Source organism: Oceanobacillus sp. M65 (assembly GCF_052246275.1).
GTDB classification, from domain to species: Bacteria; Bacillota; Bacilli; order Bacillales; family Amphibacillaceae; genus Oceanobacillus_B; species Oceanobacillus_B jordanicus.
Map to the genome: position 1 here is coordinate 25,041 of NZ_JBQQCJ010000004.1, position 16,131 is coordinate 41,171.

Annotated in this window: 14 protein-coding genes and 1 riboswitch; of the genes, 11 read left to right on the forward strand and 3 right to left on the reverse strand. The window is 38.9% G+C overall.

What is annotated here, in order from left to right:
• Positions 1–66 precede the first annotated feature (66 nt).
• From ACTWPF_RS15240 to ACTWPF_RS15270, 7 genes are all read left to right on the forward strand, one after another.
• Positions 67–1,194, forward strand: coding sequence for a M20 metallopeptidase family protein (locus ACTWPF_RS15240; RefSeq protein ID WP_443149875.1), 1,128 nt, complete (start codon positions 67–69; stop codon positions 1,192–1,194).
• A 34-nt stretch (positions 1,195–1,228) separates the two neighbouring features.
• Positions 1,229–2,827, forward strand: a complete 1,599-nt coding sequence (locus ACTWPF_RS15245; protein WP_443149666.1) for an ABC transporter substrate-binding protein — start codon at positions 1,229–1,231, stop codon at positions 2,825–2,827.
• Positions 2,828–2,910: 83 nt separating this feature from the next.
• Positions 2,911–3,855 carry an ABC transporter permease gene (locus ACTWPF_RS15250; protein ID WP_443149667.1) on the forward strand — a complete coding sequence of 315 codons (945 nt, stop codon included), beginning with the start codon at positions 2,911–2,913 and terminating at the stop codon, positions 3,853–3,855.
• 125 nt (positions 3,856–3,980) lie between these two features.
• Positions 3,981–4,835, forward strand: a complete 855-nt coding sequence (locus ACTWPF_RS15255) for an ABC transporter permease (protein WP_238022155.1) — start codon at positions 3,981–3,983, stop codon at positions 4,833–4,835.
• Between the two features lie 82 nt (positions 4,836–4,917).
• On the forward strand, positions 4,918–5,883 hold the full coding sequence (locus tag ACTWPF_RS15260) for an ABC transporter ATP-binding protein (RefSeq protein ID WP_443149876.1): 966 nt from the start codon (positions 4,918–4,920) through the stop codon (positions 5,881–5,883).
• A gap of 1 nt (position 5,884) precedes the next feature.
• Positions 5,885–6,889 (forward strand): ABC transporter ATP-binding protein, encoded by a 1,005-nt coding sequence (locus ACTWPF_RS15265; protein WP_443149668.1) that lies wholly within the window; start codon positions 5,885–5,887, stop codon positions 6,887–6,889.
• 173 nt (positions 6,890–7,062) lie between these two features.
• Entirely contained in the window at positions 7,063–7,491 is a 429-nt protein-coding gene (locus ACTWPF_RS15270) for a hypothetical protein (RefSeq protein WP_238022158.1), read from the forward strand.
• A gap of 302 nt (positions 7,492–7,793) precedes the next feature.
• On the opposite strand, the gene ACTWPF_RS15275 is transcribed toward ACTWPF_RS15270, so the two are convergent.
• Both ACTWPF_RS15275 and ACTWPF_RS15280 read right to left on the reverse strand, forming a co-directional pair.
• The gene (locus ACTWPF_RS15275) at positions 7,794–8,912 is read right to left on the reverse strand and encodes a methionine biosynthesis PLP-dependent protein (RefSeq protein WP_443149669.1); all 1,119 of its coding nucleotides are present in this window, start codon (positions 8,910–8,912) and stop codon (positions 7,794–7,796) included.
• A gap of 143 nt (positions 8,913–9,055) precedes the next feature.
• On the reverse strand, positions 9,056–10,162 hold the full coding sequence (locus ACTWPF_RS15280; RefSeq protein ID WP_443149670.1) for a 5-methyltetrahydropteroyltriglutamate--homocysteine S-methyltransferase: 1,107 nt from the start codon (positions 10,160–10,162) through the stop codon (positions 9,056–9,058).
• Positions 10,163–10,300: 138 nt separating this feature from the next.
• A riboswitch (SAM riboswitch) is annotated at positions 10,301–10,398 on the reverse strand.
• Positions 10,399–10,622: 224 nt separating this feature from the next.
• Here ACTWPF_RS15280 and ACTWPF_RS15285 point away from each other — a divergent pair.
• On the forward strand, positions 10,623–11,480 hold the full coding sequence (locus ACTWPF_RS15285) for a formate/nitrite transporter family protein (RefSeq protein WP_443149671.1): 858 nt from the start codon (positions 10,623–10,625) through the stop codon (positions 11,478–11,480).
• Between the two features lie 234 nt (positions 11,481–11,714).
• Here the strand turns inward: ACTWPF_RS15285 and ACTWPF_RS15290 are convergent, their stop codons facing one another.
• The gene (locus ACTWPF_RS15290; RefSeq protein ID WP_443149672.1) at positions 11,715–12,503 is read right to left on the reverse strand and encodes an Ltp family lipoprotein; all 789 of its coding nucleotides are present in this window, start codon (positions 12,501–12,503) and stop codon (positions 11,715–11,717) included.
• A gap of 426 nt (positions 12,504–12,929) precedes the next feature.
• On the opposite strand from ACTWPF_RS15290, the gene ACTWPF_RS15295 reads away from it, so the two are divergent.
• The 3 genes from ACTWPF_RS15295 (at position 12,930) to ACTWPF_RS15305 (ending at position 15,642) form a co-directional block, all read left to right on the forward strand.
• Positions 12,930–13,622, forward strand: coding sequence for a response regulator transcription factor (locus ACTWPF_RS15295; protein ID WP_058951161.1), 693 nt, complete (start codon positions 12,930–12,932; stop codon positions 13,620–13,622).
• The gene (locus ACTWPF_RS15300; protein WP_443149673.1) at positions 13,615–14,712 is read left to right on the forward strand and encodes a sensor histidine kinase; all 1,098 of its coding nucleotides are present in this window, start codon (positions 13,615–13,617) and stop codon (positions 14,710–14,712) included. Before ACTWPF_RS15295 ends, ACTWPF_RS15300 begins: the two co-directional genes overlap by 8 nt.
• 90 nt (positions 14,713–14,802) lie before the next feature.
• Positions 14,803–15,642: a M15 family metallopeptidase gene (locus tag ACTWPF_RS15305; RefSeq protein ID WP_443149674.1), complete on the forward strand. Its 840-nt coding sequence runs from the start codon at positions 14,803–14,805 to the stop codon at positions 15,640–15,642.
• The last annotated feature ends 489 nt before the right edge of the window (positions 15,643–16,131 follow it).

Sequence of the window (16,131 nt, forward strand, 5' to 3'; positions counted from 1 at the left end):
AGTAAAGTACAACAGAAGGAGAACCTAGCATCCATTTTTGTTGAATTAGATAATAGTTTGGAAGATATGAAGAACTGGAGAAGGTACATGCACCAACATCCGGAACTTTCGTTTGAAGAAGTACATACAGCAAAGTATATAGAAGAAAAACTAACCGAATTTGGATTAGAAGTAAAGAAGCAAATTGGAGGAAATGGGTTAATTGGAGTGCTTAAGGGGGAAAAAAACGGGAAAACGATCGTATTGAGAGCTGATTTTGATGCTCTCCCAATTAAGGATGAGAAAGATGTTCCGTATAAATCCACCAATCCGGGAGTCATGCATGCTTGTGGCCATGACGGTCATACCTCTGCTTTGTTGGGTACCGCACGTACACTTAGTAAGTATCGGGAAAAATTAAAAGGAAGCATTCTTTTTGTTTTCCAACCTGCAGAAGAGAAGCCGCCTGGTGGTGCGAAGTTTATGATAGAAGAAGGAATTCTGGAAGGCGTAGATTATGTATTTGGTGCCCATTTGGCTTCTGATATTCCATTAGGGAAAATAGGGGTCGGAGAAGGTTATCAGATGGCAGCTGTTGATAAATTCGAGATTACTATTCAAGGACGTGGTGGACATGGAGCAAGACCACATCACACCATAGATTCGCTAGTTATTGGAACCAGTGTAGTGGAAGGATTGCAAAAAATTGTCAGTCGTAGTGTCGATCCGCTGAAATCTGCGGTTGTGTCCATTGGTGTCTTCCATGCAGGAAATGCTTTTAATGTCATTCCAGACACGGCGAAAATTGAAGGGACAGTCAGAACGTTTGATGGAGAAGTTCGTAACCAGGTCGAATCGGAAATAAACGCTATTGTGAAAGGGATTACGAGCGGCTTTCATGCTGACTATGAAATTGATTATCTCCGGGGTTACCCAGCATTATACAACCATAAAGAAGACACCAAGATAGTACATGAACTATTATCAGAAACTTTTACGGAAGAAGATATTGTCGAGCTAGAACCAACGATGGGGGCAGAGGATTTTGCTTATTTCTTAGAACAAAAACCAGGAACGTATTTTAAAGTTGGCTCACAGAACGAAGATGAAGCTACCCATTATCCACATCATCATCCGAAATTTGATTTTGATGAAAGGGCTTTGGTAAATATCAGTAAATCCTTTGCGAAGATAGTGTCACACTACCTTTTCTAGGATGAATGAAGTAAACGAAGGAGGAAATAGTTAAATGAAAAGAAGTCATCTGCTAATAATAGCATTGTTATTTATATTCGTTTTATTCGGCTGTACAAGTCAGGATGATTCAGATGGTGAATCTAATTCAGGAGAACAAGCTACTGGGGAACCAATTGAAGGTGGCGCGCTGAATGTCGCATTTTCCTCTGACCCAGATACACTTGACTGGATGTCTACTGGCGCAACGGCAACTAGAGATGTCGGATGGCATATTTTTGAAACATTGTTTACTTTAGATAAGGATTATCAAATAAAACCAATGATTGCAGAAGATTATAAGGTAAGTGATGACCAAAAGGTATATTCCATTACAATTCGTGAAGGTGTTAAGTTCCATGATAAATCTGCGGTTACCGCTGAAGATGTTGTAGCATCAATTGAGCGCTGGCGCAAAGTTTCGTCTGTTGGAACAATAGCAAATGATTACATTGAAGCAGTCGAAGCAGTCGATGAGTTAACTGTAGAAATTACATTAAACGAAGTATACAACTCATTAATGTCAGATATGGCGGCTCCAAAATCTGCATTAATGATTATACCAAAAGAAATTTCTGAAGCTGCTGGTGAAAGACCATTGACAGCAGAACAGTACATTGGTACAGGGCCATTTAAGTTTGAAAATTGGGAACGAGGTAATGAAATTGTACTAACTCGCTTTGAAGATTATTCAGCACGTAAGGAAGAAGACTGGGGTGGTTTAACAGGTGAAAAAATTGCATACTTTGATGAAATCAAGTTCCTTATTGTAAAGGATCCCCAGGTAATGATTAATGGTCTGAAAACAGGAATCTATGATTATGCACAGTCTATTCCACCGGATCTGTATGAAGTCGTGGAAAGTGAACCAAGCATAGATCCAGTAACCTATATTAACGGATATTCCGTTACTACACCAGATAAAACGGAAGCACCTTTTGATGACCTAAAAGTTCGACAAGCATTGAATTATGCACTGAATAAAGAAGTTATTGCTGAGTCAACGTATGGTAACAAAGATTTTTACAGTATGGACGGAGCGCTGTTTGATCCAGAACAGAAAGTACTATACAGCGATAAAGGAACAGAAGATTATTTAGCATATGATAAAGAAAAAGCAAAACAACTGCTGGAAGAATCTGATTATAACGGAAAACCAATCAAGATTATGTACTCCAATGACTCAGAAACATATAAACGAATCTCACAAATTATGAAACAACAAATGGAAGAGGTAGGTTTTCTAGTGGAACTGGTGCCATATGAATGGGCGACCTACCTGGAAAAATGGAGCGACCCTGCGAACTGGGATTTAGTTGTTGTAGGATGGTCTACCCGATTCTCGCCTAGTGAATTAGGAATGCTGATTCAAGACACCTCAAGCAGTGGTTGGTATAACAGTGAGAAGTGGGGAAGTCTTCTAGATGCATGGAGTGTTGCAGAGTCCCCAGAGGAAAGAGAAGAAATCCTAGCTGACATGAACCAAACGGTAAATGATGAACTTCCTTTCTTGAAGATTGCAAATGAGACTAAATTGGATATTAAGAGTGAGAAAATCCAAGCATATGATAGTTGGGTTGGTCAGCGATTCTGGAATACATGGAAGAGTGAATAATTTTTATTGGTGGGAAGTCATGTCAAGAAGTGAAAATGACGTGACTTCCCTTTACATATATATTGAGGTAAGGAGGAAATACGTTGCTACAATACACGATACGCAGATTGTTTTCAATCATACCAGTTATGCTAATTGTAAGTGTCATTGTCTTTCTAATTGTCCATTTGACACCAGGCAATCCCGCCTATCTCATTCTTGGAGAAGACAGTTCACCAGAAGCGATTGCGCAGCTTGAGAAACAATTAGGATTGGATAAATCAATGGCTGTACAGTTTGTTGACTGGATCAAAAATATATTAATGGGGGACCTTGGCCAATCCATTTATTCCTCTGAGACTGTTATACAAGTGATTATGGAGCGGGTTGGTCCTACATTCAGTTTGATGATTACAGCAATGAGCTTAACATTAATTATTGCTATCCCAACTGCAGTTTTTATCGTTTGGCGCAGAAATACCATACTGGATCCTCTGTTTACTTCTGCTTCGCTTTTGGGAGCGTCGATTCCGGAATTTTGGTTTGCCATGCTGCTTGTCTTGGGATTAGGTGTAGCTGTTCCAATATTCCCTGTAGCAGGATATGTTGCAATTGATGTTGGATTAGGTGACTGGATCTATCATTTGATCTTACCAGCATTTGTCCTAGCCAGTGTGGAAATTGGCCTTATTGCTAGGATGCTTCGAGACGGGATGCTAGAGTCAGTGAATCAAGATTATACAAAAACGGCCCGTGCAAAGGGTGTAAGGGAAAGCGTAGTTCTGATGAAGCATGTACTTTCCAATGCACTTATCCCAACCACTACGGTTATCGGTGTAATGATTGCAGGATTACTTGGTGGTACGGTTATTATAGAAACTATATTCACCATCCCGGGCATAGGGCAGCTATTGATTGACTCCATCCACCGAAGAGATTATCCGGTGATTCAAGGTGTTGTTCTTTTCATCGCTGTAGTCTATGTCTTTGTGAATCTGCTAATCGACCTGTTATATGCATTTCTGGACCCTAGAATCAGGTACGACTGATCCTTTTTTAGTGTACGGATGTGCAGGAAGCTTGCTGGGCGCTGGAGACGTTCATGGCTCTGCCTTTCAAGAAATGTCGCTGCTGATGTATATACTTTCTTTCTATTGAAAAAGGGGGGCTCTATATGTTTAAGAAAAAACGAAATCTAATTTCAGCAAGTCTATTACTATTGTTTACTGTTGCGACTATAACGGCATCATGGTGGTTGCCGGTTTTACCATCCGAAATGGATTCGGCAAAAAGGTTGATTGGACCCTCTGCTGATCATTGGTTTGGTACGGATCATTTTGGTAGAGATATTTTAGCACAAACGGTGGTTGCTGCACGTGTTTCTTTAGTAGTCGGTTTATCGGTTGCACTGATTTCCACTGTATTAGGAACGATTACCGGCTTAATTGCAGGATATTATAAAAGAGCTGATTTCGTTATTATGCGAATTATTGATGGAATGCTGGCTTTTCCATCTTTACTGCTAGCACTAGCTTTAGTGGCCGCGCTGGGTGGCAGTGTAACAAATATTATCATTGCACTGTCTTTCTCTTTTTGGCCAGTTATGACGAGGATTGTCCGTTCGGCTGTTCTGCAAATTAATTCAATTCAGTACGTTGAAGCTGCGAAAACCTCGGGTATCGGCGATCTAGTTATATTATTCCGGTATGTTTTACCAAATGTACTATCCCCAATTATTGTACAGGGAACCTTTATTTTTGCCAAAGCTATTTTGGCAGAAGCGGCATTAAGCTTTTTAGGAGTTGGGGTGGAACCATCAACACCGACATGGGGCAATATGCTTCAAGAAGCGCAGATCTATATCTCCATTGCACCTTGGTTTTCTATTTTTCCAGGTATTGCGATTGTTATAACGGTGCTTACCCTAAATATTCTTGGAGATGGTTTACGTGATTCCTTTGATCCTCATGCAAAAGGTAAGGTAAATAGGAAAAAAGGACGGTTAAAAAAACAAATAAATGTAGCATAAAGATTTTATTTTTAAATAAAAGGAGGAGTAGACAGTGCTGGAGGTAAAAAACCTTAAAACACAGATTGACACCAACGAGGGAATTGTCCAAGCGGTAGATGGAGTTTCCTTTACGGTGAGGGCTGGCGAAACCCTCGGAATCGTTGGTGAATCTGGAAGCGGAAAAAGTGTGTTAGCAAATTCCATCATGCAGCTGAACCCAAATCCACCTACTTTTTACCCTGAAGGTGAAATTTTGTTTGAAGGAAGCAATCTTCTAAAGCTTTCAGAAAAGCAGCTCCGTAAGATTCGCGGAAATGAAATTGGGATGATATTTCAGGACCCGATGTCCAGCCTAAATCCAGTTTTTAAAGTTGGTGCACAGCTGGTAGAGGCCATTTTGACCCATCAAAAAATGTCGCGTAAGGATGCAAAAGCCCTGGCTATTGAATTGTTAAAAGATGTGGGAATTCCTGATGCTGAAAGGCGAATGGATGATTATCCACACCACTTCTCTGGCGGGATGAGGCAACGGGTGTTAATTGCGATCGCCTTGGCTGGTAATCCGAAACTATTAATTGCAGATGAACCTACAACTGCACTAGATGTAACGATTCAAGCACAAATATTAGAATTAATGAAAGGAATTCAAGAGAAGTACGGTACAGCAATTATAATCATTAGTCACGACTTAGGTGTCATTTCACAAATGGCTGAAAAGGTTTTAGTTATGTATTCTGGACGAATTGTAGAGAAAGGATCTGTAAACGATATATTCTATCGTACGTCGATGCCTTACACCTGGTCACTGCTGCGTTCCTTGCCACGTTTGGACGGATTAGCACAGCGACTGATTAATATTGAAGGACAGCCACCAAATCTCGTGTCCCCACCAAAAGGGTGTAACTTTCATCCAAGATGTCCCTTTGCGACAGAAACATGTCTGGAGATAGATCCCGAATTAATGCCAAGGAAAGAAGGGCATTGGGTGGCTTGTATCTTGACAGAACAGGAATTTGAGACAGAGAAAGAGCGACTTGAATCTGCAGATAGGAAAGGGGTGCTCTAAGATGTCAGAAGCCTTGCTTGAGATTCGTGATTTGAACATGCATTTTCCAATTAAAGGTGGAGTATTCCAAAAAACGAAAAAACACGTAAAGGCTGTTAATGGTGTTAATTTAACAGTTAATAAAGGGGAAACCCTTGGAATCGTGGGGGAGTCAGGTTGTGGAAAGAGTACACTTGCTCGAACAATCGTTGGACTGCAAAAGCCCACATCTGGAGATATTTTATTTGAAGGTAAAAGTATACTTCATTACTCTCATAAAGAGATGCATCAGCTCAGACGGAATATTCAAATGGTATATCAGGATCCATATACAAGTCTCAACCCAAGAATGAAAGCAGGCGATATTATAGGCGCGCCATTAAAAGCCTATCGTATGACCAATAATTTGGAGCGTCGAGTTAAGGAATTAATGGATCTTGTCGGATTAAAAGCTGATGATTATCATAAATTACCTCACCAGTTTTCTGGTGGACAGCGGCAGCGAATTGGGATAGCTCGTGCAATTGCTTTGAATCCGAAATTATTAATCTTGGATGAACCAGTTAGTGCATTGGATGTCTCCGTACAGGCACAGGTTATTAATTTGCTGGAAGATCTGCAAAAAGAGCTTAATTTGACGTATGTGTTTATAGCCCATGATTTATCGGTTATCAAGCATACTGCAGACATAGTTGGGGTTATGTATTTAGGGAAAGTAATGGAAATCTCCGATAGTGAATCTTTTTACAATGATGCACGACATCCGTATACCAATGCGTTACTGTCGGCTATTCCGTTGCCAGATCCGAAAAAAGAAAAAATGCGCGAACGAATTGTGTTAAGTGGTGAGTTACCCTCACCAGCCAACCCACCAACAGGTTGTGTATTTCACACTAGATGTCCATTCGCGCAAGAATATTGTAAAACAAACACTCCAATATTGGAAGCAAAGGATGGAAACGATGGTCATCTTGTCTCTTGTTTTTATCCAATAAATATTGAAAAGAAACAACTTATCTCCGAGTAACCGTCCGTAAGACTCCCACTTCCAACCATGAAGTGAAACCATGATGTTTAAGTGGGAGGAAAACGGAAGCTAACACCCCGATTCGATCAACTAACAATCAGGGCTGGATGAATGAATCCCCCACTAATTGTAGTTTCACTTTATAGAAAACAATCAATAGAGGAGGAATACGATTGGAGTTACATAAGATTTCATTAATGGATGCTTATATGATTGAAACATTGAGAAGTAACGGCATATCCGATAAGGAAATTCTTACCCAAATAGAGCAGGGAAAGACCGAAGCCTGGCAGGAGCTCAATAGGAATTTTGATTTTCAGGAACTGGTTAAATTTGCTGAGAAAGATATGGAAGGATTTAAGAGGATCCTTTCACAAGGTTATCGGGTGAAATTTGTTACGTTTAATGGATTGAAAAATTTATTACGGCTCCGATTTGGAAAAGAGAGAGAAACGGACTATGAATTGACGGAAACAGGAATTCGGAATCTAAATTTAAATAGTGAGCAATTAGTGGATTTAAAGCAGGTGCTGTCCGGGAATTGGGTGGTTGAAGAGCTGGACGATACTAATAATTTGGTGGTGAATATTGAGCGGTCGTAAATGAAGTTTGAGCTTGAGAAACTTATATTGTACATCTAAACAACGGAACGAAAATTTATTATCTCCTTAGTCCATCAGAAAGATATAAATTGCTACAACTAGGAGTAAACTGAACTGCGTGGTGAAGGGATTATTCTCCCACTTACACTGCCTAATCTTTCAAAGTGGCTTGGTTAATTTATTCCAACTTTTTCGTTTAACATTTTACTATCTTCCACTTTTTGATACCCCATAAAATAAACTATTAAAGAAAACCTCTCATTAGTTCACTGAACTGTTGAGAGGTCTTTTCTTCTATGTTTCTAATTTAATCTTCTTTTTTCTAGACTCGAAAACACCTGCTTCATATCTCCAATAATATCCTCCGCTTCTTCAATGCCAACTGAAAATCGTAATAGCCGATCACAAATACCACGACGTGTTCGTTCTGCAACTGGAATGTCAGCGTGAGTTTGTGTAGCCGGATAGGTTATAAAGCTTTCGATTCCGCCTAGACTTTCGGCGAAGGTGATTAACTGCAGATTTTCCAAAAATGCTCCAATCCATTTACTTTCTTTTAGGCGAAAAGAAAGCATCCCCCCATAGCCAGGGTAAAGTACATCCGTTACCATCGGTTCATTTGCTAAATACGCAGCAACTTTCTTTGCATTTTCCTCATGTTGTCTCATTCTTAACGCAAGGGTTTTTAAACCCCTGATCAATAACCATGAATCAAATGGAGACAAGACAGCGCCAGAGGCATTATGTAACTCGGACAATTTTTCACAAATCGTATTTCCGTTTGCGACAACTAAGCCAGCTAGTACATCGTTGTGCCCGCCAATGTATTTGGTTGCACTGTGGATAACAATGTCAGCACCCAATTCCAGTGGACGCTGGAGATAAGGAGTTAAGAACGTATTATCTACTATTAATAATAGGTTGTGTTTCTTGGCAAGAGTCGCGTATTCTTGAATATCAATTTTTTGCATTAACGGATTTGTTGGAGTTTCGATAAACAAGGCTTTAGTATTTCCTGTAATGACTTGTTCTGTTTCTTTAACGTCGTTAAACGCCGTGTAAGTAGTTTGGATATTATAGGTATCGGCATAATGCTGAAGTAAACGATAGGTTCCTCCATATAGATCCTCTGGCGCAATAATCTCATCTCCTGAGCGGAAAAGGGATAAGACTAGTTGAATGGCAGCCATTCCCGAACTGCAGGCATACCCTCTATCTCCTGCTTCCAAGTTTGCAATCCCTTCCTCAAGAATGGATCGAGTTGGATTTTTTGTCCTTGTGTAGTCGTATCCAGTGCTCAAGTTAAGTCCTTGGTGCTGGTAAGCTGTTGATAAATAAATTGGCGGGTTTACTGCACCGGTTTTTTGGTCGCTATGATTACCCAGCTGCACCAGTTGTGTCTCGATGTGTCTTTTTGTCATGTAATCGATCCTTTCAGCAAATAAATAAAGGACTTTTAGCAAGGGAAAAAGATCCTTAATAACGCGTTTACGCTTTGCGCATACTGGACTTAGCCTAAATGTAAAAAGGAAGAGGAATTGTTACATTCCTCTTCTTGAAGTTTTTATCCCCAAATCTCTTTCCCAATCTCAACTATAAATTTTAATTTATTCCACTGATCTTCTTCCGTTAATTTATTTCCGTGGTGGGTTGATGCAAATCCACATTGTGTGCTCAAGCATAGTTGATCTAGCGGAACATATTGAGATGCCTCTTTAATTCGTGCTTTAATAGATTCTTTGTCCTCTAGCTCCCCATTTTTTGATGTGATTACACCAAGAATAACCTGAGCTCCGCCAGCAGGGATATGTTTTAGCGGTTTGAAATCACCAGAACGCTCATCATCATATTCCAAGAAGAATCCATCTACTTTCTCTTTGGCAAACAAAGTGGATGCGATTAAGTCATAACTCCCTTCAAATGCCCAATTGGATCGATAGTTTCCACGACATAAGTGTGTCGTCACAACTAAATCGTCTGGTTTTCCTTCCAGTACCTCATTAACAACGCGTAATGCCAGGTTTATTAGTTTTTCCCTTGAATATTTCCCTTCGTTAAACGGAATATCTGGTGAAGAAAGACCAGCAATATAAACATCATCGAATTGTAGATAGCGAACCCCAGCTTCATAAAAAGCGTGTAATGCATCACGGTATGTTTGAATAACATCATTGGCATATTCATCAATGTCAGGGTAAATTTCTTCATTAATTATTCCTTGATTGAAGAGTTGATTAGGGCTAGGGATTGTTTGTTTGGCAACTGCACGCCCAGCAACGATATCATTGAATTCAATGAAATCTTTAATGAAAGGGTGATCGGGATTAAAGGAAACCTTCCCTATATTTCGGACATTATATCTTTCAGTCTCCTCATTTCCATTAAAAACATAGCCTACGTCTGGAACATATCCTTCTATCCCGTTTAGATGCTCTAAGAAATCAGTGTGCCAGAATCTACGTCTAAACTCGCCATCCGTCACCGCATTCAAGCCAATTTCAATCTGCTTATCAACAATACGCTTAATTTCCTTTGTTTCGATCTCACGCAATTGTGTAGCAGAAATTATTCCTTCTTTAAATTCCTTTCTTGCTTGATGAATGCTTTCCGGTCGTAATAAACTTCCTACTTGATCCGCTTTAAAAGGTGCTTTCGTTAAGGTAATTGACATGTTAAATCCCTACTTTCGTTTTATTTTTTATAAACGCAATTCAACTAAACTAGTAATAAACGTATCTATTTTATGTAACCAACAAAAAACCCCCTTCTTAACAAATAAGAAGAGGGTTGGATACGTAAAAATTTTCTCTTCTTATCTCCAAGCTTAACGCTTCTGGAATTAGCACAGTACAAATGTCTGTTGCTGAGGTTTCAATGGGCCAGTCCCTCCACCTCTCTGGATAAGAAAAATCATATGAAATTTTTTGATTAGTCAATATACTACAGTTGTCGGATCAAAATGTCAAGGGGATATTAGAAGATTGTTATTATAAGAGGTGGCGAATGACATGGGCCATGGTGTGAAAAGTGGTATGAACATATCGCCATTAGGGTATCTAGTAAAGGAATGGTTGAAAAAATTAACCCAATCGCAACATAGAAATAAAACAAATAGGGGGAGTAGGAATAGTATGGGTGATAATAGTGATCATAAATCGTCAAACCAGTCCAGTAGGGTGCAAGAGAAACCAGAAAGGCAATATTTATTCCCGTCTCAGGTAATGGAGACGTTTAGCGAAAAAGGGAAAGAGCACCTTGATACAAATATGCCTTCCCAGTTCATTCTTTCTTTAAAGGCTGGTTCGTTTATGACCTTTGGAGCTCTTTTTTCAGTGTTGCTTGCTATCGGTATTGATGCTAAAGGGCTTACCTATCTTTTGCAGGGACTTGGATTTACAGCAGGGTATCTAATGGTATTTGTATCAGGTTCTGTTTTGTTTACTGAAGTAAATGTACTTTTGCCAACATCTTATTTACAAAAGTCTTATTGGAAGAAAAATAAATACGTCAAATTCTGGGTCGTAGCCTATATCGGAAACATTGTTGGTGCGTTGTTTGTGGCTTTATTAGTAATCAGTTCAAACTCCATGACACCTGAATTCACGAAAGAGATAGAAACCCTTCTATCTCATAAAATGAAATTTGCTGAGAATGGATGGATTGGCTGGTTTCAAGTAGTTGTGTCTGGTATTCTCGCAAATTGGCTTATAGGAATGGCTGCCTTTCTAACCACAGCGGCTAGGGATATGGTCGGTAAAATTTTGGGCACAGCTTTACCTGTCATACTTTTTGTGGCTGGGAATTTTCAGCATAGCGCAGCAAATATGGGGTATTTCAGTTTAGGCCTCTTTACATCTGATAAGTATGTATGGCAGGAATATGTCTTACAAAACCTAATCCCCGCAAGTATTGGCAATATCATCGGAGGAGCCATTTTTATTTCCTTGCTCTTTTCATACGCATTCCGAAAAGAGATGCGAAGTTCATGAGGTTAGTAGAGAATTGTGTTAAAGAAGGTAAAATATAATTCATCATAGTGCGATAAACTTTACCTGAGAAGGAACTGGCCAGTAAAAGTGAATAAAATTTGAGAAGAAAACCCCTTTATGGTTATGATTACCAAAAGGGGTTTTGAGTTGATAATAATAATTCTTAACCGAACTCCATAAATGCATTTTGAATTGGAGGCAAATTCTATTGGGAAATCTAATGAAGCGATTTGTTTATAGACCTACTTCATTCGCTGCATAGGTAGCAATTTCATTACTGAAACCTTCATACTCTAGCTGTTCTATTAACCCACTTTTTGAGAATGCAGTATAATCCAAGTAGTCTTCCGCCATTTTTACTGCTTGTTCTTTCCAATTTACATTAATTTTTTCTACTGCATAAGTAGCATCCTTATTATTAAAGCCTTCATATTCTAACTGTTCTATTAAGCCACTTTTTGCAAATGCCGTATATGCTACGTAATCTTCCGCCATTTTTACAGCCTGTTGCTGTGACATCGTTTCTTTATTTTCTTGCTTTTCGGCTTCTGCTTTAGCCTTTTCTTCTTCCTCTTGCTTTTCAGCCTCTGCTTTAGCCCTTTCTTCTTCCTCTTGCTTTTCAGCCTCTGCTTTAGCCTTTTCTTCTTCCTCTTGCTTTTCAGCTTCTGCTTTAGCCTTTTCTTCTTCCTCTTGCTTTTCAGCTTCTGCTTTAGCCTTTTCTTCCTCCTCTTGCTTTTCAGCTTCTGCTTTAACCTTTTCTTCCTCCTCTTGCTTCTCGGCCTCTGCCTCTTCGGCTTTCACCTGCTCTGTTTGACTGTTATTATCAGCGATATCACTTGTGGGCGGGGTTGTTACTCCGAATAAAATGAGAAACACTATTGTTGCGATACCAAAGTACATAGTCACATGTTTCCTGTTTCTTTTGGCTACAGGCATCCACTTTAAAACAATATTAGGTTTAATTAGTCCTATAAGTAGTGCTAAAATAGATATAAAAAATAAAATAAAAAATAAAGTATCCATTCTTTTCTCCTTTTATATTTAGTTTTACAGTTACAATTTATAAGTTGTACAAGACAAATTGCATTTAGACAATTTTTTAACTTAAAACACTCTCCTTTAAAAATTGTATCTCAGAAGTTTCCTGTCCATTTTACTAAAATTAGACTATTGACTCATTAGTGAACAACTTATAGTTAAATTGTACCACATATATATTTTGAAATATATTACAAAAAAACTTTAAAATAGGCAGGATACTTGTTATTTCTATCACAGAGATTCAGGAAATGGGTTACGACATCTCTAAAAGAAAAAGTAGTCCGTTTAGAAGTTTTTCCGAAACAGCTTGATTAATTAAAAAGCTTTGACTTCTTCTTAGGGAGTTTTTAAATATATGCTATAGTTTATACGTGATAATAAATAAGTTAAATGCAGGGAGGCATCGAAATGGAGAAGGCGACCATTCTTATCGCAGACGATGAAATAGAAATTGCCGATTTAATTGCGATCCATCTGGAGAAAGAAAACTATCGTGTCTTAAAAGCTTTAGATGGGCAAGAGGCGCTTGACGCTATCGATTCCTATTCCATAGATCTTGTGATTCTAGATATCATGATGCCGAAAATGGACGGGTATGAAGTTACACGCTCCATTCGTGAGAAACATAATATGCCGATTATATTTTTAAGCGCAAAAACCTCAGACTTTGATAAGGTGCAAGGACTTGTGATTGGTGCAGATGATTACATGACCAAGCCCTTTAATCCTATTGAATTAGCAGCTCGTGTCAACGCGCAACTGCGACGCTACAAGAAGCTTAACCAGCCAAATAATGAATCAGAAAAGCTAGATTTTGGCGGACTTATTATTCTTCCTGATCAACGAAGAGTTTGCTTATTCGATCAAGACATTGATTTAACCCCGAAGGAATTTGAGATTCTTTATTTGCTAGCAAGCCACCCAAACAAAGTGTTTAGCGTTGAAAATATTTTCAAGCATGTGTGGGCACAGGATTACTTTGAAGGAACAAATACAGTCATGGTACATATCCGCACACTAAGGAAGAAGCTTTCTGAAGAGAGGAACAACTATAAATGGATCAAAACCGTTTGGGGAGTGGGGTATTCATTCAATGGTTAAATTTATTTACAGTTTTCGTTCAAAAATGATTTTCCTGTTTGGGCTAAGCATGCTGTTTGCTGGCATTATTACCTACCTCATTTTTTTATCACTACGGTGGTACTACTACAATTTTGTCGATTACGAAGATCCGCTTATGGACCTAAGGTTTTGGATCAATCGGATTGGGGACATTAACTTTTTCTTGATTTTCTTTATTCCCCTAGCTGTACTCTTTTTCTTTATCCTGACCAAGCCTTATTCTGTTTATTTTAAGGAAATCTCCTCCGGTATTCGCCAACTTGCACGCGGGGACTTCAATCACCGGATTGATATTTCTTCAAATGATGAATTCAAAGAAATCGCCAAGGACATTAATATGGCCGGACAAAAATTAGAAGAGGCTATAGAACGGGGTGACTTTTCTGAAAGTAGTAAGGATCAGCTAATCGTCAATTTAGCGCATGATTTACGCACACCGCTTACTTCTGTACTTGGGTACCTGGATTTAATTTTGAAGGATCCCCAGCTAACAGCAGAGCAGAGAGACCATTATTTAAGGATCTCCAATACGAAGGCACAGCGGCTGGAGCGACTAATTGATGAGTTGTTTGAAACCACCCGAATGAATTACGGTATGTTGCCACTTAATAAGAAAGCCATTAATATGAGCGAACTCTTGCTTCAAATAAACGAAGAAATGTATCCTATTTTTGAAAAAAAACAATTGGAAGTCCGCTTGGACGTGAAGCCCGATCTGTTTATTAAAGGGGACGGTGAGCAATTGGCTAGAGTGTTTGAGAACCTTCTCATTAATGCCAATCGCTATGGAGCCGATGGTCTCTATGTAGATATAAAAGGCTTTCAAGAAGAAAGTGATGTCGTCATCCAAATCATCAATTATGGGAACCATATCCCTGAAACGGAGATTCCTTACCTTTTTGAAATGTTTTATAAAGGTGATCCCTCACGAACCCATAAAGAAAACAGCACAGGCTTAGGCCTATTCATCGCTAAAAATATTGTGGAACAGCACAATGGTACGATTTCTGTTAACAGTAGTGTAATCCGCACGCAATTCGAAGTCCGCCTGCCTTTTAAAAACGATTAAAAACTTAAGAAAAACTTTATTTTTAACCCACAGTTTTTTTAAACAGTTTCTCCTATTCTTTTATTGAAGGAAAGATAAGGAGGAATTCCAATGAAAAAGGTAGGTTTGATTATACTATTAGTAGTGGGTATAGTCACTGCATTTATGATTACATTCATGAGTAACGAAATAGTCATAGAAGAAGATAAAAGCGGTTTTCCGGGAGATACAGATGTAAAAACAATTCAAGAGGACGACATCCATAAAGGTAACCTTGTCCTAATCAATGAGAATTACCCGGTGGAAAAGGAAGGTGTGAAAAACGATATTCAAACCTTCCATCCAGAAGACTTTAAGGGTGTGCAGCTGCTCGATCAGGAGATCCAACTGTCTCAATCCATCAGCCAAAAATTTATGGATATGGTAGAAGATGGTCAACATGACGGTGTGGACAGCTTTACAATTACCAGTGGCTACCGAGGGATTGAAGCACAAACCCTTCTTTTTAAAGAAATGGGAGAAGATTATGCACTTCCCGGTGGATACAGTGAACATAATTCTGGGCTGGCCATGGATGTGGGTTCCACCGAAGGGCTAATGGCGAATGCTTCTGAGGGAAAGTGGATAGAAGACAATGCATGGAAACACGGATTTATTTTACGTTATCCTGAGAACAAAACCAACATTACCGGCATCGAATATGAGCCCTGGCACATCCGATACGTCGGGCTTCCTCATAGTGCTTTAATGTACGAGCATGATTTCGTACTTGAAGAATATCTCGATTATGTAAAAGATCAAAAAGAACTTTATGCTAGTTTTGAAGGGAAAGAGTACTTTATTACATATTATCCATATGGAGAAAATCAGCAGATTGAGTTACCCGTGGATCATGAGTATATGATTACGGGAGATAATATGAATGGGATAATCGTAACGGTGACTATGTAGAAATACAAGAATACTTCTCATAAGTTAAATTAACTAATAAGGAGTATTTTTTTATTTTAATACCAAACTTACTAGTTAGATTAGTGGGGTTGAAATAACCCAACAATGGCTAGAATCCGTCCATTTTAAAGCAATATAATCGAGCTTGTATGGATGTAAACCTATTCTTTTAGAATATTTTGAAGTTAGTAATTTAAAGGTAGAAAAACAAAGAGGCTGGGACATAAGAAAATTAAACAAGAAAAAACCTGATGTTCAAACGGAGTATTGCAGAAAAAGTTCGAATACATCCGGATAGCCCCTAATATTTCGATATCTGAATCACACTTTAGCGAAGGAAAAATGCGGAGACTCCAGTGGGAACAGCACGAGTCCGAAAGCCCCGCAAGAAGCGATTTTTGCTTCTGAGGAGACTAAGGCCGTGCCCACGGAAAGCGGAGTATTTTCCAGAGCGGTAATTAAGCAGTTAGTTTATTATTGTTCGTGTTT

Coding starts and splice junctions, on each gene's coding strand:
- ACTWPF_RS15300 (WP_443149673.1), top strand. CDS start 13,615: ATGGTTAAATTTATTTACAGTTTTCGTTCAAAAATGATTTTCCTGTTT.
- ACTWPF_RS15295 (WP_058951161.1), top strand. CDS start 12,930: ATGGAGAAGGCGACCATTCTTATCGCAGACGATGAAATAGAAATTGCC.
- ACTWPF_RS15245 (WP_443149666.1), top strand. CDS start 1,229: ATGAAAAGAAGTCATCTGCTAATAATAGCATTGTTATTTATATTCGTT.
- ACTWPF_RS15280 (WP_443149670.1), bottom strand. CDS start 10,162: ATGTCAATTACCTTAACGAAAGCACCTTTTAAAGCGGATCAAGTAGGA.
- ACTWPF_RS15265 (WP_443149668.1), top strand. CDS start 5,885: ATGTCAGAAGCCTTGCTTGAGATTCGTGATTTGAACATGCATTTTCCA.
- ACTWPF_RS15255 (WP_238022155.1), top strand. CDS start 3,981: ATGTTTAAGAAAAAACGAAATCTAATTTCAGCAAGTCTATTACTATTG.
- ACTWPF_RS15285 (WP_443149671.1), top strand. CDS start 10,623: ATGGGTGATAATAGTGATCATAAATCGTCAAACCAGTCCAGTAGGGTG.
- ACTWPF_RS15290 (WP_443149672.1), bottom strand. CDS start 12,503: ATGGATACTTTATTTTTTATTTTATTTTTTATATCTATTTTAGCACTA.
- ACTWPF_RS15275 (WP_443149669.1), bottom strand. CDS start 8,912: ATGACAAAAAGACACATCGAGACACAACTGGTGCAGCTGGGTAATCAT.
- ACTWPF_RS15305 (WP_443149674.1), top strand. CDS start 14,803: ATGAAAAAGGTAGGTTTGATTATACTATTAGTAGTGGGTATAGTCACT.
- ACTWPF_RS15240 (WP_443149875.1), top strand. CDS start 67: ATGAAGAACTGGAGAAGGTACATGCACCAACATCCGGAACTTTCGTTT.